The organism is Gluconobacter sp. Dm-44, from assembly GCF_018256175.1.
GTDB classification, from domain to species: Bacteria; Pseudomonadota; Alphaproteobacteria; order Acetobacterales; family Acetobacteraceae; genus Gluconobacter; species Gluconobacter cadivus.
This window is the reverse complement of record NZ_JAERLZ010000019.1, coordinates 15,847-33,380: the sequence shown is the minus strand read 5'-3', so window position 1 is coordinate 33,380 and position 17,534 is coordinate 15,847. Positions and strand designations below refer to the sequence as shown.

Genomic DNA, 17,534 nt, shown 5'->3' with positions numbered 1-17,534 from the left:
GTCGCGGAAAACTGCGTTTTTTGCTTGCGTCCTTTAGTGTATCGCGATACATTAAGGACATGAGGAAGGGACACCACACCAGCCTCATATCTCGCAATCTCTTAGGAGGCTCACCCTATGCAAGATCCTAAAATTTTCCTTCGCTCCGTTGCTCGTATTCACGACGCGCGGAATGATGCCGAGGCGTTATCAGCCCGCAATAGTGCCCCTCATCTGTTCGGAGACTTGTTCGTTAGCGTTCCAGTCGATCCTGCCGATACGGTTGCTAATCTGCGCGAAACCCTTTCAACCATGATGGAAGTCCGGATGGAGCATGGTGACGCTGATTTTCTTGGATCTCTCGCAGTATCCCGCAATGATTGGAAGGCCGCTATTGATGCCTTTCTTTCCAACCGGCCTGCTGGATCTCTCGTGGACCCCGAGGCGCTTTCTTATGATGCAGAAGAAGGCCGCTGCCCTACCAACTGGCTGATTCAGGCCGTTCCCGTGTCTGCGGACGATACGGCACTGGATCTTTATATGGAACTACTCAGCCGCGCAGAGAATGGTGAAGGGTGGAACCCGGATCTCGCCCCGGCCAGCTATCTTGACGATACCTGTTTCGTCATGAGTGACGGAGCAGTTTTTTCGCGGGAAGAAGCCGCAAGCGAAAGCGGAAAAGATAGCGACGATGGCGAGGTGATGACGCTCAAAGCGCTGTTCGAGGCGCGCCAGCCGAAGGCTGCATAATCAAGACGTGTGCCGGCACATTGTGCCGGCACTCACTTCAACCCATAGGAGGCTCACCTATGCGTTTCAGTCCGTGGCCTTTTGGCATCGCCGTGCCCGATCTCAATATTCTCATGCCGCCAAGGCCGGTCGAGGTTGCTCCCTCAGAGCCTCTTGGGCTCTTTCCTGACATGCAGGAACAACCTCGCCCCAAGGCGTTACAGTGGACGCCAGAGCAATGCTACCTTCGCGATCGGCAGGCCCGCGCGTGGCGTATTATTCGCCGTGAGATTGAGGCAATGCCTCACCCAGAACGGCGCGCCTTTCTGCAAGCGTGGCGTCTGCTCAGAAACCCGATCTATCCAGCGTGCCCACGCGGCTTGACCGATTTCCTTGCCACCTACAGGCGCGAGGCCATCACTAATGCGGATTGAGAAAGGGATGCAAAAGCCGTTCAACGATACGAATAGGAAAGCTAAGATCTTGGCGATCATGCTTTCCGTTCTCGTGTGCGAAGTGATTATCATGGGCGCGCTGTATTACGTTGATACGGACCGCAAAGACGCCTTCATGATGCCATGTCTGCAACATCAGAACGTGGATGTGTGTTTGGACCGCTGGCAGGTGGAGAAACGAAAGGCACAGAAATGACGGATTATCTAGAGGTGATTGAGCGTATCCGGGATGAATCCATGAACGGATGCGGATGCAGCTATGAGTTTTTCGTCAGCAAGTTTTCCGGCGCTATAGACCAGCACGCCGCGAACTTGCCTGAGATAGAGCGGCAAGCATTTATTGAAACTGCGAAAGTACGCGGTGACTATGCCACTCCTGAAGAATTAGCCGAGACAATGGAGGGTTGCTGCCCTCATGGGATCGAATGGGGCTGTTGTCCGGCAGGTTGTGAGTAATGACACCCAACAAAAAAGAGCAGTTTTCTCAGGGAAATCGTTCTTTTTTGTTGTGCTTGATAATGTATCGCGATACATTAAAAAAATGAGGAAAGGCACTTCTTTCCTCTCCATAGGGAGGATGCAGTATGTCGAGCGTGCATATCATTGTGGGCTATATCGGGCAGGATGCCGAAATCATCGACCTTGCCAACGGAAAGCGGAAAGCAGCCATTTCAGTGGCCGACAAGCACTCGTGGCAAGATGACAACAACGAATGGAAGGAAATTACGACTTGGCACAAAGTCATAACGTTCCAGAAAGGGCTTGTTGAAAAGCTGGAAAAAGCTGGCGGCGCGCGGCGCTTGGTCTGGGTAAAAGGGCGGTTGCAGAGCCGTAGTTACGATAAGGACGGCCAGAAAGTGCAAGTCTGGGAAACCATCGTTGATAGCGGTGGAGAAATGCGTTTTCTCGATTCAGTAAAAGATTAAGGTATTTCTATTAGTCCTTGGCTTGTCACCACCAAGCCGAGGACCTTCGGAGGCTCACCCGAGATGATGTTTTGGACAGTAGATCAAAGGGCTTCGCTGCATTACCTTCATGTGAGAAACCTTATTGGTTTTAATCACGGGGGATCGGTGCCGCTTGAAAGACCAGCATTTCTTGCCGCTAACCATGAATGGGGTTCCCGTGAGTAGCGTCAGCGCGAGGCGCGGACGCCCTGCCAGCCTAACGCCCGAAGAAAAGGCCCGTCGCAAGAAGCAAGGTTACGCTGATCGTCAGTTGATGCTTCATATTGGCTGGAATGAAGTCATACTTGCCCGCCGCACAGGTATGTCACTTACCAGTCTGCGCCGTTCCTTGAGCGGGGATGCTCCTTCTCTTAGGCCCGAGATCCGGACTTGGATGGAAGGGTTAAGCAGCTATCTCAAGGACAACCCGCCGCCTCGGCTGAGTCCTTTAGGCTTTGAAGACGGAGACGATTTAGAAGCAAAGAGTGAGTGACTAGAAGCATATTTCTCGTATATATAAATATGTTCTTAGTCGTTTGTCGGAGCCTGTCGAGACGTGAAAAAACGCATCGTGAAATGGTCTTTGCCGGGTGCCCTTGCTTTGTCGATCGGGCTCCTTGCTACTCCTGTTCCTGCCAAGGCAGCAAATCCTTGCACCGTTATGATTTGTATGGCGGGAATGGCAGGGGTAGGCACGCCTAGCGGCGGCTGTGGCAGTTCAATCAGTCACTACTTTTCAATCATCAGGTTTGGATTTTGGGGATATTCCCCAAGCCGCACTGCCGCCGCGAGGTTGCGTTACCTCAACTCTTGTCCGGGCTCTCTAGCAAATGAAGGTATCATTACCGTCATTCAAGCGATGTACGGAACGATCCCATAATTCACTGAAAAAGCCGCTTCCAGCGGCTTTTTTTCTTGCTTTCCTAATGTATCGCGATACACTAAAAAATGAGGGCGGGACACCACACCGGCCTCTTATTCAGTTACCCCGTAGGAGGCTCACCCTATGTCATCCGTTAATAGTTCTTACCGAGATCTTGCGCTTCGCCTGTCTATGCAGGCCGGAGGATGCACCCTTTCCCCTGATAGTAGTGGGGTTCGTCTTAGTCCGATCATTGCGAACACAGTCATGCCGATTGTTGTGGGCCGTGATGGCACCATTCGGCTAGGGCGGCGGGACTGTTCTGAAACGCAGATCATCCGCCTGCTGGCGGGCCTCAAGCGAATTGAGAGACGGACTCTCAATGCGGAGGCACTGTCATGAAGGTGCGAGCATATCATCTTGTAGATGAACGTAGCGGGCAGATCCTTGCCGTGAAGGAAAGTCGGGATGGAGCGAACAGGGCGGCGCTTCGCCTGGTCACGCGAGACAGAGAAATTACGATCTGGGGAAGCAGGCAGAAGCTCCGCCCAGGTCTGTCTATTCTTGAACAGGATCAGAGGTTTTGCATTGCGATCGTTCGGGCCGGACGAAGGAACGCCAAGGGATATGCCTATCATTGAGCCGCTGTGATACATTAGGACGATTGTTATGTTGCAGGTAGGAAACTTGATGGCATCGCTGCCTAAACGCTCGCCCAAGGCTAGGCGTGAACTTCTCAGATCGTTTTTGAGGCTGTCCGCATACCTTTGGAATGAAATGCACGCCTATTCGGAGACGCACCCTCAGACCAGTGCAAAAACTGTTCTTGTGGCAGGTTTGAAGGAACTTGGCATGAAGGTGGATGACGCAGATCTTATTGCGCTCCGCGCGCGGCCTATTCGTCAATGTAGCGATGAAACAGATCCGTTGTCTCAGGTCTCCACAACCATTCAACTGCCCAGATATTTATGGGAGCAGATCGAGAATTATGCGGAGCAGGAACGTATCAGCAAGCGCCATGTTTTTGTGCGTGGTTTGAAGGCTTTAGGGATGCAAGTTAGACCCGAAGATGAAAGCAGCCGAAGCCCCATAATCTGAAAAGGATCAACTGATGGGATCACTCTTGGTAAGCTGCCTAATGATCGTTCTAGCGATTATTTTGTTGCTGTTTTTTCTGGTGCGGGCACGGACTCGGCAAGACAAACAACGAATGTTTAAGGTGCAACCTGGCGGCTTATTGGAGAATGAGCGGTTGCAGATGTTTCACTGGCTTTGCGAGCAGGTGCCAGAAGGCTATTACATCTGCCCTTCCGTTAGGCTGAAAGACGCATTTTTCCGCGATAGCGAAAAGGGGTTAGTTCGCTTTTTTGTTGCAACGTCCCCACTGGCTTCGACCGTCCTCGATGCTGTTGTTGTGCAATATCAGACTGGTGCCGTTGTTGCTGTAGTCCAGCGGACGGGTAGTGACAGGATGGGTCTTATTGAGCGCACGGCAGATGATGCCGGGGTACCAGTTATTGAAGGCAATCCTGGGAACCACATTCCTTGGGAGCAAATTATCGGATGACGGATATGAGCGAAAAAAAGGCCGGGATAATCTCCCGGCCTTTTTTTTAGTATGACGAGTAGGTTTGTTGTGTGGGTTGAGTGGAGCCGTTGGGAGCAGCGGCGTAGCCATTCTGGTAAGGTTCGCGATATGCCCGATTATCGCCGCCTTGATTGTTGCTATATGCGCGATTTGGATAAGCCGATGGCGTTTGCACTACCTGCTGAGGGGTATAGCGGTTCTGGGTAGCGTAGCCTTGGCCTTGTGAGCCCGTCGCCTGGTTAGGGTAGTAGCCCTGGTTAGTTTGACCGTATCGGTTTTGGTTTTGCGGCGTGGTCAAATAGCCCGTTGCCGCGCCGACGACACCACCGGCGAGAGATCCAATGGCGGCCCCTCTACCGCCGCCAGCTAAAGCGCCGATAGCCGCGCCCGATCCTGCACCGAGAACGCCACCGCCCACGGTGCGCTGTGTCGTATCGTAGGGATTGCAGGCCGTGAGTAGCGCGAGGGAACCGAGCAAAGGGACAACTAAGCGAAGCTGCATTATTCTTCTTTCATCTGTTTCAGCATGTCGGAAATGGACGCAGTAAGCACTTGGGCCTGATAGCCCAGGCTTAAAGGCGTTGTGTGTGAGTGATAAAACCCTACGGCTTTCCACACATCGCCATGCGTTTCTTGTCGGTAAAGATCCAAGATGCTTCCTGCCATAGCAATGCTAAAGCAGGCGTCGTTTGTCAGCCTGGATCGAAGGACGGACGGAGATAGGCCGGTTGCATAGGACAACACCGGAAGCCAAGACGTATTGACCTGCATAAGCCCCAGGTCCGCAGTTCCGTTCTTATTGAGCGCAACGGTACCGACCTTTCCCCCTTCCACACTGTGGATGCCTTGTAAGACGGGTAAAGGGAAATGATAGGCGTGAGCGGTGGCAATCATGCAGGCAAGCCAGACTGGTGCCCCCATCAGAGGTTTACCAGGAACACGAGAGCAGCCCTTAGCAGACGCCTCGCTAAACCGCGTTTCTGTCTCATTAGCCTCACTCCCGGATTGCAGCATATTATTCTGCACTTGAAATGCGGAAAAAATATGCGCTATGCGTCAGCACAGCAATGTTTTTTTTGTAAGGAGAAGTTGAGGGTGGCCCCACTCCATGCAGCAACAGGCTCACTGTATGTCGCCGGAGCAGGGCCGACTGCCTCACCACAAGGCAGGGTGACGGCTCGAAAGACGCCACCACATGCACTTTTAGCGCGATTGTTCACAAACGGGAATCTCTCGTGTGTCAGCACTCGACTTCTGTTACGAAAAAAGTTAGAAATCTCGGATGAGCAACGGAATCCGAGATTCTCAGAAGCATCGACGCTATGCAGCCAAGCGCAAGGCGGAACTGACAGCCCAAGGCTATCGGTACCAGACGCTCGCGCTAGCTGGTGACGTAGTGGCGTGCTTGGAACAGGTGAAAATGGATCATGGGTTCAGCAATCGCGCTGAGGCCATGAACTGGCTCATTCGGCAAGCTATGCAAGCCGGTGTTATTGAAAGAATGGCCGTGAGCAACGCATAAAGAAAGGCCCGATGCCTAAGCATCGGGCCTTCCAAAGAAGCTATTTGGCTCCGTCGCAAGAAGCCTTATAGCAAATTTGAAAGTCTCAAAGCAAGCAGTATTCTGCGGGCGTAGAGACTCTTTGTGCCTATCGCACGGCCCTGAAAGGGGCAGCTATGAGGGTATGGAAATCAGCAGACGCGGAGGCAGCAGCGAAGCGCGGACGGCGCACGTTGTCTGACGATGCCAAAGCTATGCGCGGCAAGATCACGCTTGCCAGGCAAGATATAGGACGGCATTTCGCGGCAGTCACACGGGCCAAGATTTTGGCCGTTTGGACAGAGGCGTCCTATTATCTTCCGCTGAGCGACAAAGCGGTTCGCTATCTGACATTTATGCTCCAGGAGACGGAGGCGGAAGACTGGTCGGGCCGCTGGCTGCCGATCTTTGGGCGCTCGAACAGCGACATGAGCGAGATCTTGGGGATAGGAACCACTCAGCTTAAAACGCTTGCTCGTGAACTGATCGACGCGGGGCTAATCTTACCTCATGGTGAAGGACGGCGATATGTCCGCCGGGATTTTCGCGATAGTGGCCGCATTACGCACGCAGTAGGGTTTGACCTTTCACCCTTGGCACTTCGAGTTGATGAATTAAGCCAGGTCGCAAAAGAGAGACGTGCTTTAGAGCGCAGCATAAAGCGCCTGAGACGCGAGGCACGTCATGAGGCTTACGAGTGCCAGGCGCTTTGCTGTGATGGCCCCCAGGCTCCACAAATCAGGGATTTGGCGCAAGTAGCCAAAAGCGCAAGAGATCCAGCAGCCATCCAAGCGGCATTATCGAGATTGCAGGCCATCCGCATCGAACTGGATGACGCGCTGGCTAGTGAATTTTCTGATAATAATGACCCTGAACGGTCAGTTTCTCGCCCGTCCATTATACCTACAACCCCCATAAGTCTTGAAAAGACTGTAACCATTAGGCGGAGCCCTGAACGGGCAAGTGATATTGCCGCGTCTAACGACGCTCCCAATAGGGCTAAAGAGAAGGAAAACGATTCCCCTTCCCTCTCTGTTGCCCCTTCTGCGTTGCTGGACGACGCTATCAAGGAAGCGCGGCTATCTCCCCGCGAACTAATCAGGCTTGTGCCTTCCTTGGGACAATATGCCGGGATTTACGATCCAAATGCTGCCCCATCTTGGGCTGCATTGCTTGATGGTGCAGAGCGTCTTTCAGCCCAAATGGGTGTCTCACGCGATGCATGGGCATCAGGTTGCATCACACTCGGCCGGAAAGCTGCGGTCGTAGCTGTGGCGTTGATGGCGTCGAGAATTGAAGGACATTTTCAAGTCTCGAAGGGTGGATATTTTAGGGGGCTAATTCGTGCAGCAGAAGACGGATCACTCAATCTGATGCCGAGCATTTATGGCATGAGAGACCGCTGTTCTGTGGTGCTGCACTAAGTGAGGTGCGGCTTTCGCCGCACCGTTATCTGAACAGAAGCAGGAGGAACGCGCCAAGATTCAAAAGCATAGAACCGATTAGTGCGTATGGCATCCATCGCATAGGTTCTGCGACAGGCTTCATTTCCTCCCGTAGAGCCGTCACCAGGTCATGTGCGGCGTTGGTGACAAGGGTGCCCCCTGCGTTCTGAATCGCTGCACGGGCTTGCTTTTCAGCATCTATGATTGCCTTTGTCGCATTGGATTTCATCCGGTTGCTGGTCCGGACGAAAGATGCTTCTGCCTCGGCAAAATAAGCGTTCATCACCACCTGGTTTCCCAAGAGAAACCGGAACACCGGATCTTCTACGTCGATCAGGAGGCCATGTTGAGCAAGCAGCTTTTGAATGGCCTCTATGTCGAGGCCATTGCTTTCCTTCTGGTCAGGAGTGGACGACATTCGCGAGATCCGCTTGCAAGTGTGTCCAAATATCCCGGAGGCGGGCTTGAGCCATCAGCTTGAAGCCTGATCCCGGCTTTAGGGCTTCATCAAAGGTCATGCCCTTGCTTAGAAGATCCCGCATGTCCGCACCGTGTGTCTGTTGATTCAAGCTGACAAGCTGAATAATTCCGCGAAAGCGGTCCATATTGTTCTTGATTATTGCGAGGTTCTTCCAGTCCTCGTTGCCGTCTTTATCCGTGATCTTGCCAAAGCCATGATACTCGTTGATCCACAGCACTACATCGGCATCAGAAGGCACACTTTCCAAAAGCGTAGCTAAACCGGCCATTGTGTGAGCCTGTCCAGGACCGCCCGTGATGATGGAATGGAATACCGGACGCCTGCCTAATTGTTTGAGGATCGAGAACACAGGGCCGTCCGCGAGGTACTGTGTAAGCGGCAGGAAAGTGGATGCGCCTGAATCCACTACGAACGTATGAGGCTTCTCAGCAATCATTTCCATGAGATCATCGAACGCCCGCTGGTCGATCGCCCCATCGTTCATTAGTGGCAGGGCAATCGGATCGAGGGCCTTGAAATCCGAGAATGAACTATTCACCGGGTCTACATCGACACACACAGTGTCCGCGTCGATACCCTTGAGATATTGCCCGAGCAAGGCGGAGGCAGTTGTTTTTCCAACCCCGCCCTTTCCCTGCATAATGAAATGCACGTCAGTAGAGTTCATCGCGATTGGGCTTGCTTCTGTGGACGACTGTTGTTCCGGAGCCTGGGAAGCGGCCTGCTCGCTTTTCTTCCCACGATTGGCGGCGGGGCTGTTCGGTTTGTCCTGCATCTGGCTTTCGGTCTTCTCGGTTGTCGGTGCCTGGTTGGCGGTTTCCGTCATGGTTAGATCCTAATTGCTGAGGCGAATGAAGAACGGGAGCGGCTGGCTTGGTTTGAGCGGATTCAGCAGCACGCAAAACCCGCCAGAGAAGGCTTCTGAACCTGTCTGTGGACATGGCGAACACGTCTCCATGCTTTTTATGGAGGTAGCGCCTTACTGACTCTTTCGACCAATGTTCGTCATTGAGATAGCGTCTGATCGTGGGCAGCTCGATCCATACTAGGGATCGGGCTGAACCTGGACCATCCGGCAGCACTCTTTCGCTTTGATTTTGAGGCTGCGTTAAATCTGACAAGACGGCTTCCTTTCTTCCTCATTCGCCCATGTGGTGAGGCACATTTCCAGCACGTTTTATGCGCTAAAAATGCACATAAATTATACGTCGATACCCGTTGTAGAGCAATCTTTTTCTTTACGTCTTTCCTTCTTGCCTGCAAGGCAAGAAGGGACGAAAAAACTTCTTGCCTTCTTTTGTGCTTCCCTATTATTGTTTGTGTCAGGGTTTTCCCCGGTTTTCCGGGGGCTCCACTCACCACAAGCAGGATTACCATGTCTATTCTGACGATTGCATCGAGCAAAGGCGGACCCGGAAAAACGACGATCGCCATGTTGATCGCCCTTTCCCTGGCGAACAGGAAGACACCATGCTTCTTGATTGACGCCGACCCCACAAAGGCGCTTTCGCAATGGGCGGCGCATGTGTGCGAAACCCCTTTGCCTTGTGTCTATGAGACTGACGAGAACAAGCTGCTCGACCTTGCCGACGAACACAGCGAAAACGCGGTTGTCATCATAGATACCGCTGGATTCAACAACATGGCCGCAACCGTTTCCATGACGATTGCAGACCACGTTCTTATTCCCGTTTCTGTTGGGGCTGCCGATGTTGACCAGGCGGACTACACCGCAAAGCAGATCAACACACTCAGCAGATCGACCCGCCGCCAGATTGATGCAAGGCTCCTGCTCAATAAGCAGTCTCGCTCTCGCGTCGCCGCTCATGTTGTTGAGGAAGTCAGCAAGTTGGGGGTGCAGCCCCTCACAGCGACATTAGGCCAGCGTGCGGCTTATCCAGAAATTTCGTTCACGGGGGTTCTGCCCGCTTCGGGTACTGCCCGCGATGAAATCAACACGTTAATTGCTGAACTGGATAGCCTCAAATGGCTCGACGTTCAGGCTAAGGAGAACACCTGATGGCACAGAAACCCGCGTTTAAGACCCGACCTCGCCCTACTGCCGAGGAAGTTTTGACCGCCGCCAGTTCTGCCGTTGGAAAGGATACGGTTTCCAGCCGTTCAGCAGAGGCAGTGAAAGCCGCCCGTGAAGCCAATCCTTCTGCCCCACCGGCCACGGTGAAAACGCGGCACAAGACGGTCAATCTCAACGTGAAGGTGTCACCCGTCACCATGAAGGCTTTGAGTGAAGCCGCTCAGAAGGAGGGACTTACCCAGAAAGCCATTCTCATGAAGGCGCTTGCTGACGGCGGTTTGAAGATTGACGAAGCAGACCTAGAAATTCGTCGTGCTGTTCCTTGGCATGAGCGATAATCAATCGCCCGGAGAAATGACCTTGCATCTTCCCCCGATAGCTGGTGCGGCTATCGTCTCAATCGGGCTTGGCGTTGCCCTCTACTGACGCCTAACCCCCCTATTTAGCCCCCTCACAAGGGGCTTTTCTTTTCTTCTTTACTGCGTCCCTTATTGCCTTCTTTCCTTCTGGTTTGTTCTTGTATTGTTCCTTCTGCTATAAAGGAAGAATGGCAGCTAATTACGATCGCCCGAAGCCAATAGATCCAATCTGGTATAGGCGTACCTGCTATCTCCGGCTGTCATGTTCATGTGGCCGCAAACTAATTGAGCCCCTTGGAGCATTTGCCAGGGCGCGGCGTATATCCGATCAGGTTCGGATCTATCAGATCCTTGATCGCCTAAAATGTTCGGCTTGTGGAGAACGGCCAACAGGCTCCGTTTCCCGAGATCCACACGGCTTTTAGACAAAAAAAAAGCCCTCCTGTGCGGGGGGCTTCTTTCCTTCTTTCTCTCTTGCCTTTTTTACACTTTAACTGGTGATACACACACCACGTTTGCCAGCTTGTTAGGCTGCATGATGACGGCCACTTTAGGAGGCAGGGCTTTCACTACGTTTTCAGGAATGATGAACTCCTGCACGTCCCCGAATGTTCTTTGTGCCGACCAGGTTTCACCACCCATTGCGTTCACATCAGTCTTTTCCATCCTGACAGCACGTTTGTTGGTGTCGCCCGTGGTCTTAGCAATCCATTCTGCTGTGTCTGCATCAGACCCGCCAAAGAATGCTTTCACCTGGCAGTTCACTCGAACGCTTTGAAGCACGGCTCTGCCGTTCATGCTTTTATCTTTCGGGTTTTCAAGATCCCCGAAGTTCTGGAAGGCCAGGGCAAACGTTGCTCGCTCGCCCACGATCGTTGCCAGGGCACTTAGGACCGTATCCGATACAAGGTAGCGTAATTCATCCACCAGGACTTCCACATGCGTTGCACGCTTCTTTTCAAGCCGTTTGATTTCCTGGCGAACCTCGATCAGAAATGTTTGCGTAGCTGCAAGAATAATTTGGTCATCCAGTGATCCTCGGAAATAGATGACCGCGCCATTCGGATTCAGAAGGGTTTTTTCCACGCTGAAGCCTCCCTTACCGTTCAGGGTGGAATAGCTGGCCCATTCCATTAGACGCGCTAGAACGGTGCCCAGGGACTTCCTACGGGCTTGGTTTTCTTCCTTATTCCCTGTGTCGGTGTCGTGGATGCGTTGGATTGTCGCCAGTAGGGCAGGGAGAGAGCCTGACTGTCCGGCATCCGCAAAGATATTGAACAGGTAACGGCGTGCCGTCACCTTGTAATGGTCCGCGTCTGTCCCGCGCTCTACCAGCCCCATAATTTCATAGAAGCGAGAGCGGCGGTCTTCTGGCGTCCCGTGAGCAAAGGGAGCGTAATTGCCTGGTGCCTCGGGATCGGCAATATCGACATATAGGAAAGTCTTGCCGAGTTTTTTGGCTTCCTGTTCCAAAACCTTCGGCATCCACTTGTCTTCTTTAGGGTCGATATAGAAGACGGTTCTACCGCGTCGGATCGCTTGCGCGGCCCAGATCTGATAAGTCACGCCCTTACCGTATCGCGTTGCACCAACAACCATTTTGTTGGTTTCGTCCCACATCGTCATATCTGCGTACTCAGGCTTCCCGGTATCGCCATTCAGCCCGATAAAGATCTTGTCCGGACGAATGTAGGAAAGCGGGTCAAAATCCTTCGCCTTGTAGCGCCCGATTTCGTTCTTCATGTCTGAGACGGAATCTTCATCCTGGGTAATCCGCATTTTCCGCAGCAGAGCCGATATTTTGGGCATCAGCCAGCGGTGATAGATCAGGCGGCAGACAATTCCGATGATGAGAAAAATGGGAAGACGCACACCCCATTTCCAAGCGTAGTTGACGACCAGGTTATGCAGAACGTCATCACCAAATGTGAGATAAATGCTTGCCGCCAGGCCCATGAACAGCAGGATCTCGACACCAATCAGAATCAGACAGATCCGACGCAGGCCGAGCATTATCATACCATGCGACGATAGATCCTTATGCGGATGCAGCGGCGTCAGGCCGACCATCCCCAATGTGAGCAATGTAAAGCACATCGCCCAAAATACGGCAGGATCTAGAATGTTCTGAAACTCAAAAAGTGCGTCGTTATGGGCGCTGTAAGTGGACAGCATTTCACATCCTTCCCGGTGAGCCTCGGCGGCGTGATGAAATGGGCCGGGGATGAACAATTAAGTTCATCCCCGGTAAAAACTACCAGTCAGGCTACCCCAACGGGATACCTGAAAGGTCTAGCGACAGTGGCCGCAGGATAAGGGCGTGGTTTCCCCCATCCATCGAGCCAGGCTTTGTTGCCGCTACCAGAACGGTACGACCTTCTCTTACTGATAGCCTTGATCCGATTGACGATCGGACCACCCAACATGAGTTGGGTTTTCCGGCGACAGATCGGATCAGTTCCTTTAGCGCAAGCGCCAAAGGCCATCCCGACACCAAGCCAAGCAATCCGCCAGAGGGCAGATATTTTGGCAGAGGGCGGGCAAATGCAGTTCCTAGCGGAACCGAGGACAAAGGACAGAGAAATAGGGCGTGCCAGCTTATCAAAAGACAAGCCTTCTTCCTTTCTTTCTCTCTTGCCTTCTTTCAAGGTCAGGCTAGAGATCCGCGACGATGCGAGGATCACCGTCGCCAACATAAGCAAGATCATAAGCATCTCAATTTCTCCCTTTCGGTTATGATTGGGGTTATCCCCACAGGTCGGGCAAAATGCCCATCGTAAGACAGGCAATTTTGCTTTCGCGTGGAGCCTGTATCCCATGCAGTCAGTTGCAGATTGAAGCTGGGTAGGGCGCTGACGCACCCGACCAAAGCCGTGTGCGTGTCGTGTCCTTCCATGTCCTCTCCCTACGGCTAAACCGCGATGAAAACAGGTTGAGTTGCTGGACGAGCCAGCAGATCGGTTCCCAGAGGGACGATCTGCCATTGCACGCCAGGTGGAGCGCAATGGCCTATGCCTTGCACCCCGTCGAGATACAGCAGAGGAACCCTCATACTGCGCCAAGTCAGGGCGCGTAGCGCCGATAGATGCCTTCGGCATCACAGATACTCCTTGTTGCTGAGAATGACGTTGCCAGTCGAAGGACTGGCACGATTGAGAAGGACGGGAGCCACCCATCCTCTCGCCTCGTATAAGTCGGTGCCACCCGGCCCATACGAGGATTCACTTGCCACGGCGCGTCAGCGCCATGCCGATTACCCTGTTGCCTAGTTCTTTCGAGACTTTGATTGCACGAGGAACCACCCCCGATTGACGCAACCTCTCCGTGCAGCTTCGGATAAACCGCCGCACAGATTTTCACTCTACTCAAACCGCTCCCAGGCATAGGCTATCGCGTCGGAACCACCCGACGCAGCCCTTAGCCCTTCCCGTGTTATCCAGACGGATCTTAACGAGCAGTACGCAAGCGTCTCACCATGAACGCTAGGCTCTCAGAGCCTTTCGACCGCGCTATGCGCGGCCAATTTGGGGGGCGCGAAGTTCCAAAGCCGCTCCCTTACTCGCATCATGACTTCCAACTTTACCCACCGGGACACTGTAGGCCCCGGCACTTGCACTTTCTCTCCAAGCAGCAACCTACTGGTTGCCGTTACAGGCTTGAGCTATCCGACGATCCAGGCGGCTTGCGCCCCCTGGTACCATCTCATCCAGGTTTCCCCTCTGAGACTCATGGCGGTTTCCCGCCATGCTGCCACCCACCTGCTTGGCACACGTTCGACAATCCCTTGCCGCCCGTGGATCGGACTGATTACCGACTTTTCTGTCTGGCAGGCAGCGCCCTCGCCCTCGGTGCCAACCGAGGGGAGGGCGCGCCGTGTCCACGTCGCCCAACTTCTTTTGGGTCGTATTTTTCAATCCATATTCGATTGTCAAAGACCGGCACGGCACGCCGCGCAGAGTAGGCGATTGGGTCGAACAGGGGGTTTTCACCCCTGAGCGCCCGTTGCAACCGGACGAGCCCGATTAAAGGCATCCGGCTACAGCAACAGGTCGAGCCTGGCTGGTAAGGCCAAACTCTGCCCAACGCTGGTAAGGCGTCGGACGTGCCACCCGAAGGTGGCTCGGCTAATGGCAAGTGAGATCAAGAGGTCAGAGAAACCGCAGTCCTCTCCTTTCGGGAGCGGTTTCGATGGGAGGAAAGCCTTGGCATGGCGTCCTTGGATTAGGGGAAAAAACAGTCGAACCGAGTGCCTGGCGGGCACCTGGAACGACCGCTAAGCGATCGGCCTGGTGGCCCTGTTTGCACTCGATCCGGGTTCCTACCCCGGTCGAAAATGAGTGTCCGACTGGCGATCAGCGCCAGCCGCAAGCGGATAGCGTGTCGTGTCAGATTCATCTTCGGCTCCATGTGGTTGTGATTAGGTCCGGCGCTGGTGACGCACGGACTGGTTATCCAGTCGTGCGGTCCAGGCGCGGACCCGCAACACTTGCTGTGGCTGACTGGCGTTCCTGCCAGCCTTACGGTTGTCAGGAACGTGTCAGGCCGCAGCCCCACGCGGACGAGAAGACGGGTTGTGCTGGCGGCACCACCCTTTCGGATAGTGGCCGTTGGCAGCGGCTCCCTTCCTCTCTTTCGCCCGGCATCTGGTGTTTGCGGCTGGTGCTTGGCGGCACCCTGGCTAACGCTTGGGTGTCCGTCTCGCACGTCGCTGCGCGCACCGGCTGACGCCGTTTTGCGGCTGGCTTCCTTCTTCTCGGAGTTCCGCCCCTTTGGGGAGTGGACGTGATGCGGCTTGGCTGGCCGGTCCCGTCTCACTGTCGTCACATCAGCGAGCAGATGGAGGTCTGCACGCTTTTTTTCGCACGATGTTCCGGCATTGTCACGCCAGAACATAGGAACTTCTATTTATTAAATATCTTCGCGGCTTGCCGCGAAGATTCCGCTTATTTTATATGAAATATACAAACTTCCGCAGACCAGCGATTTTCGCTGGTCTGCGGTCCATTTTTCCTGTACGAAATCAAGCATGAAACGTTTTTTCGATCCTTTTCGACGGAAATCGAACGTTTTCGACGGTATTCGACGGAATCCGAACGAAATCGACGGTTATCGAACGTTTTCGACCGCTTCTCTTATGCCCTGCGCCCGGTATATGGCTCCCATACGCTTTATACGGTGACGCCGTTACCGCTTAATTCGGAGCCTCATGCTAATCTACGTTCACAAAACTTCGACCATGCAGGACATGCTTACCGCTGTATCGCGGGGTTATCGGTGGCATGTTGGCGGGATTGTTCGCGCTGATCGCTTCCCTGGTCTTGAGGCCAAATTTGCGGATCTGTACTCCACCAATCGCACAACGATGCAGCGTTACCGAGCCAAGAAAGCAGGGCAGGCGAGTGCCAGGTTATTTGCCCACCCGGCCCATCGCTCCCCGCACTTTTTTTGGTGGCTCCTTCTAACGGACGGCGAAACTTTGGCACGCGAGCGGGAGCATGGATTGCGAGAGGTTACAGACGCGCATTCTCGTGTCCTGTGGGCCAACGAATTTGAGATAGTCCGGCTTCCAGGCTTTGCGTCTGCGCCCCGCTGGACGTGGCGAATGACAAGATCTCGCATGGAGGCGTGGAAGGAAGAAATCCGCGTCGCCATTCGTCATCGAAAGCATGATTCCGCCATTCGCTTTGTCATAACCCGGTTCCATCACCTGCCAGGCTTCAAAGGAGTGCGCGAGCAGGTTGCCGAATTGCGATATTTCACCGCCCAAGAGTGGGGGCGAATAAAGCGCACCGGAAAATGTCCATATCTTCCACCCAAGATGCCCGGTTACGTCCGTTTTCAAGCATCTCCAGGTGTTGAGAGCGAGTGGGTAGTTGGTCGTCTTTGCGACGGCCTGCCACCTTTTACCGATGAAATGAAATTCGCGGTTGCAGATAAAAAACTCGCCACCTTGATCGACGCGGAGAGTTTATGGGGAGAAAAACCAAGTGAAGAATAGAAATCATGAGACTAACGAACTCCTTATCCATTATGGGGGGCCGATAGCAAAACTTCTTGAAGACAAAACCGTTACTGAAATTTGCATAGATCGGTTTGATAATATCTATGTCGAACGCGATGGAATTTTGGTTGATACGGATGCCGCGTGGCCGAATGAAGCAGAATTAACGCGGTTCATCCAGCAAATTGCTAATTCAGTCGGTCAGGAAGTAAACCGGCAAAATCCCCTGCTCGATGCCCGCTTACCGAATGGCGCGCGTGTAAATGCCACGCTGCCGCCTGTGTCGGTGCATGGCGCCTGCATGTCGATACGGCCATTTCCTGCGGTTCATCGCACTATTGACGACCTTATTGCAGGTGGATCGTTAGAGCGGCGGGCGGCTGATTTGATTATCGCTGGTCTAAAGGCCAAGTTGAATATGGTGACTACCGGGGGCACGGGTTCAGGAAAGACTAGCTTTCTGCGAGCCCTTATCTTTCTGATTGATGCCATCGAGCGCCTTGGCATTGTGGAAGATACGACCGAAAACCTTGCACCAGGGCGAAAGAGAAAGGTGGAGATGGAAGCACCTCGCCGGAGACGGGCGCTTGCAGATGACCAGGCTATCACAATGGTTTCCTTGATTGAGGAAGTTTTGCGTAAGCGGATTGATCGGCTGGTATGTGGCGAGTTTCGGACCCCGGCAGCGGTTGCAGCCTTTTTGGATGCTATGGCGACAGGACACGGCGGCTGCCTTGGCACCTTGCATACTTCCGGCGCGCTGGACACGCTTGATCGGCTCATAACACTGTTCGCCAGGCAGGCGCTTAATGTTGATCGGCACTCCGTTAGCGACTTGATCCGGAGCAACCTGGATATGTCTATCTATCTGGCAAAAGACGTGGAGCGGTTGGACGATGATACCTACCGAGTAGTGCGCCGTGTCAAAGAGATCATGTGGATTGATCCCGATAAAAAACCACACATGCTCATGAGGCATCGAATCAAGACAGGATGTGTGTATGACGAAGCGGCAATCACAGCATATTTAAGTCATCTTGAAAGCATCCATTAGTTGCATCTCACGACTCGTTTGAGTTATCTTCTCCATATGGAACGGCGATTGTCGTTCCA

21 protein-coding genes are annotated in these 17,534 nt (G+C 53.5%); 15 read left to right on the top strand and 6 right to left on the bottom strand.

The genetic code is table 11. The features are described 5' to 3' along the window. The first annotated feature begins 117 nt into the window (after positions 1-117). Entirely contained in the window at positions 118-729 is a 612-nt protein-coding gene (locus tag JK213_RS14465; protein WP_211571801.1) for a hypothetical protein, read from the top strand. A gap of 197 nt (positions 730-926) precedes the next feature. On the opposite strand, the gene JK213_RS15960 is transcribed toward JK213_RS14465, so the two are convergent. Beyond that, complete coding sequence (locus JK213_RS15960; protein WP_249200678.1) at positions 927-1,202, bottom strand: hypothetical protein; 276 nt, start codon at positions 1,200-1,202, stop codon at positions 927-929. Between JK213_RS15960 and JK213_RS14455 the strand changes: the two genes are divergently transcribed. The 8 genes from JK213_RS14455 to JK213_RS14420 all read left to right on the top strand — a co-directional run bounded on the left by JK213_RS14455 (position 1,192) and on the right by JK213_RS14420 (position 4,539). Next, positions 1,192-1,359, top strand: a complete 168-nt coding sequence (locus tag JK213_RS14455; protein WP_249200683.1) for a hypothetical protein — start codon at positions 1,192-1,194, stop codon at positions 1,357-1,359. The genes JK213_RS15960 and JK213_RS14455 overlap by 11 nt on opposite strands. Continuing rightward, positions 1,356-1,619: a hypothetical protein gene (locus JK213_RS14450; RefSeq protein WP_211571797.1), complete on the top strand. Its 264-nt coding sequence runs from the start codon at positions 1,356-1,358 to the stop codon at positions 1,617-1,619. Before JK213_RS14455 ends, JK213_RS14450 begins: the two co-directional genes overlap by 4 nt. A gap of 128 nt (positions 1,620-1,747) precedes the next feature. Beyond that, the gene (locus JK213_RS14445; RefSeq protein WP_211571796.1) at positions 1,748-2,089 is read left to right on the top strand and encodes a single-stranded DNA-binding protein; all 342 of its coding nucleotides are present in this window, start codon (positions 1,748-1,750) and stop codon (positions 2,087-2,089) included. 154 nt (positions 2,090-2,243) lie between these two features. Further along, a complete protein-coding gene (locus JK213_RS14440) occupies positions 2,244-2,603 on the top strand; it encodes a hypothetical protein (RefSeq protein ID WP_249200676.1) in 360 nt (119 codons plus the stop codon). A gap of 63 nt (positions 2,604-2,666) precedes the next feature. Next, positions 2,667-2,990, top strand: a complete 324-nt coding sequence (locus JK213_RS14435) for a TrbM/KikA/MpfK family conjugal transfer protein (protein ID WP_349291801.1) — start codon at positions 2,667-2,669, stop codon at positions 2,988-2,990. A 126-nt stretch (positions 2,991-3,116) separates the two neighbouring features. After that, complete coding sequence (locus JK213_RS14430) at positions 3,117-3,374, top strand: hypothetical protein (protein ID WP_211571794.1); 258 nt, start codon at positions 3,117-3,119, stop codon at positions 3,372-3,374. Positions 3,375-3,662: 288 nt separating this feature from the next. Next, entirely contained in the window at positions 3,663-4,070 is a 408-nt protein-coding gene (locus JK213_RS14425; RefSeq protein WP_249200675.1) for a hypothetical protein, read from the top strand. Between the two features lie 13 nt (positions 4,071-4,083). Then, entirely contained in the window at positions 4,084-4,539 is a 456-nt protein-coding gene (locus tag JK213_RS14420; RefSeq protein ID WP_211571791.1) for a hypothetical protein, read from the top strand. Between the two features lie 46 nt (positions 4,540-4,585). On the opposite strand, the gene JK213_RS14415 is transcribed toward JK213_RS14420, so the two are convergent. Continuing rightward, positions 4,586-5,062, bottom strand: a complete 477-nt coding sequence (locus tag JK213_RS14415; protein ID WP_211571790.1) for a YMGG-like glycine zipper-containing protein — start codon at positions 5,060-5,062, stop codon at positions 4,586-4,588. Then, positions 5,062-5,454: a lytic transglycosylase domain-containing protein gene (locus tag JK213_RS14410; RefSeq protein WP_211571789.1), complete on the bottom strand. Its 393-nt coding sequence runs from the start codon at positions 5,452-5,454 to the stop codon at positions 5,062-5,064. Before JK213_RS14410 ends, JK213_RS14415 begins: the two co-directional genes overlap by 1 nt. 388 nt (positions 5,455-5,842) lie before the next feature. On the opposite strand from JK213_RS14410, the gene JK213_RS14405 reads away from it, so the two are divergent. Both JK213_RS14405 and repC read left to right on the top strand, forming a co-directional pair. Beyond that, positions 5,843-6,082, top strand: coding sequence for a hypothetical protein (locus JK213_RS14405; protein WP_211571788.1), 240 nt, complete (start codon positions 5,843-5,845; stop codon positions 6,080-6,082). 212 nt (positions 6,083-6,294) lie between these two features. Then, entirely contained in the window at positions 6,295-7,524 is a 1,230-nt protein-coding gene (gene repC, locus JK213_RS14400; protein ID WP_249200673.1) for a plasmid replication protein RepC, read from the top strand. 25 nt (positions 7,525-7,549) lie between these two features. Here the strand turns inward: repC and JK213_RS14395 are convergent, their stop codons facing one another. Together JK213_RS14395 and JK213_RS14390 are read right to left on the bottom strand one after the other, a co-directional pair. Continuing rightward, complete coding sequence (locus tag JK213_RS14395; RefSeq protein WP_249200671.1) at positions 7,550-7,963, bottom strand: hypothetical protein; 414 nt, start codon at positions 7,961-7,963, stop codon at positions 7,550-7,552. Further along, positions 7,947-8,852 carry an ArsA-related P-loop ATPase gene (locus JK213_RS14390; protein WP_211571786.1) on the bottom strand — a complete coding sequence of 302 codons (906 nt, stop codon included), beginning with the start codon at positions 8,850-8,852 and terminating at the stop codon, positions 7,947-7,949. Before JK213_RS14390 ends, JK213_RS14395 begins: the two co-directional genes overlap by 17 nt. Before the next feature lie 549 nt (positions 8,853-9,401). Between JK213_RS14390 and JK213_RS14385 the strand changes: the two genes are divergently transcribed. Both JK213_RS14385 and JK213_RS14380 read left to right on the top strand, forming a co-directional pair. Continuing rightward, on the top strand, positions 9,402-10,046 hold the full coding sequence (locus JK213_RS14385) for a ParA family protein (RefSeq protein WP_211571785.1): 645 nt from the start codon (positions 9,402-9,404) through the stop codon (positions 10,044-10,046). Further along, on the top strand, positions 10,046-10,399 hold the full coding sequence (locus JK213_RS14380) for a hypothetical protein (protein ID WP_211571783.1): 354 nt from the start codon (positions 10,046-10,048) through the stop codon (positions 10,397-10,399). The genes JK213_RS14385 and JK213_RS14380 overlap by 1 nt, the downstream gene beginning before the upstream one ends. 504 nt (positions 10,400-10,903) lie before the next feature. Here JK213_RS14380 and JK213_RS14375 read toward each other — a convergent pair. Beyond that, positions 10,904-12,595: a TraM recognition domain-containing protein gene (locus tag JK213_RS14375; protein WP_249200669.1), complete on the bottom strand. Its 1,692-nt coding sequence runs from the start codon at positions 12,593-12,595 to the stop codon at positions 10,904-10,906. Positions 12,596-15,626: 3,031 nt separating this feature from the next. Here JK213_RS14375 and JK213_RS14370 point away from each other — a divergent pair. Beyond that, positions 15,627-16,418 carry a hypothetical protein gene (locus tag JK213_RS14370; protein WP_211571781.1) on the top strand — a complete coding sequence of 264 codons (792 nt, stop codon included), beginning with the start codon at positions 15,627-15,629 and terminating at the stop codon, positions 16,416-16,418. Further along, entirely contained in the window at positions 16,408-17,475 is a 1,068-nt protein-coding gene (locus tag JK213_RS14365) for an ATPase, T2SS/T4P/T4SS family (protein WP_211571779.1), read from the top strand. Before JK213_RS14370 ends, JK213_RS14365 begins: the two co-directional genes overlap by 11 nt. Positions 17,476-17,534: the final 59 nt, after the last annotated feature.

Bases quoted from the DNA above. Each gene is read 5' to 3' on its own strand.
- JK213_RS14465 (WP_211571801.1), top strand. From the start codon at position 118: ATGCAAGATCCTAAAATTTTCCTTCGCTCCGTTGCTCGTATTCACGAC.
- JK213_RS15960 (WP_249200678.1), bottom strand. From the start codon at position 1,202: ATGATCGCCAAGATCTTAGCTTTCCTATTCGTATCGTTGAACGGCTTT.
- JK213_RS14450 (WP_211571797.1), top strand. From the start codon at position 1,356: ATGACGGATTATCTAGAGGTGATTGAGCGTATCCGGGATGAATCCATG.
- JK213_RS14445 (WP_211571796.1), top strand. From the start codon at position 1,748: ATGTCGAGCGTGCATATCATTGTGGGCTATATCGGGCAGGATGCCGAA.
- JK213_RS14430 (WP_211571794.1), top strand. From the start codon at position 3,117: ATGTCATCCGTTAATAGTTCTTACCGAGATCTTGCGCTTCGCCTGTCT.
- JK213_RS14425 (WP_249200675.1), top strand. From the start codon at position 3,663: ATGGCATCGCTGCCTAAACGCTCGCCCAAGGCTAGGCGTGAACTTCTC.
- JK213_RS14420 (WP_211571791.1), top strand. From the start codon at position 4,084: ATGGGATCACTCTTGGTAAGCTGCCTAATGATCGTTCTAGCGATTATT.
- JK213_RS14415 (WP_211571790.1), bottom strand. From the start codon at position 5,062: ATGCAGCTTCGCTTAGTTGTCCCTTTGCTCGGTTCCCTCGCGCTACTC.
- JK213_RS14410 (WP_211571789.1), bottom strand. From the start codon at position 5,454: ATGATTGCCACCGCTCACGCCTATCATTTCCCTTTACCCGTCTTACAA.
- JK213_RS14405 (WP_211571788.1), top strand. From the start codon at position 5,843: ATGAGCAACGGAATCCGAGATTCTCAGAAGCATCGACGCTATGCAGCC.
- JK213_RS14395 (WP_249200671.1), bottom strand. From the start codon at position 7,963: ATGTCGTCCACTCCTGACCAGAAGGAAAGCAATGGCCTCGACATAGAG.
- JK213_RS14390 (WP_211571786.1), bottom strand. From the start codon at position 8,852: ATGACGGAAACCGCCAACCAGGCACCGACAACCGAGAAGACCGAAAGC.
- JK213_RS14385 (WP_211571785.1), top strand. From the start codon at position 9,402: ATGTCTATTCTGACGATTGCATCGAGCAAAGGCGGACCCGGAAAAACG.
- JK213_RS14380 (WP_211571783.1), top strand. From the start codon at position 10,046: ATGGCACAGAAACCCGCGTTTAAGACCCGACCTCGCCCTACTGCCGAG.
- JK213_RS14375 (WP_249200669.1), bottom strand. From the start codon at position 12,595: ATGCTGTCCACTTACAGCGCCCATAACGACGCACTTTTTGAGTTTCAG.
- JK213_RS14370 (WP_211571781.1), top strand. From the start codon at position 15,627: ATGCTAATCTACGTTCACAAAACTTCGACCATGCAGGACATGCTTACC.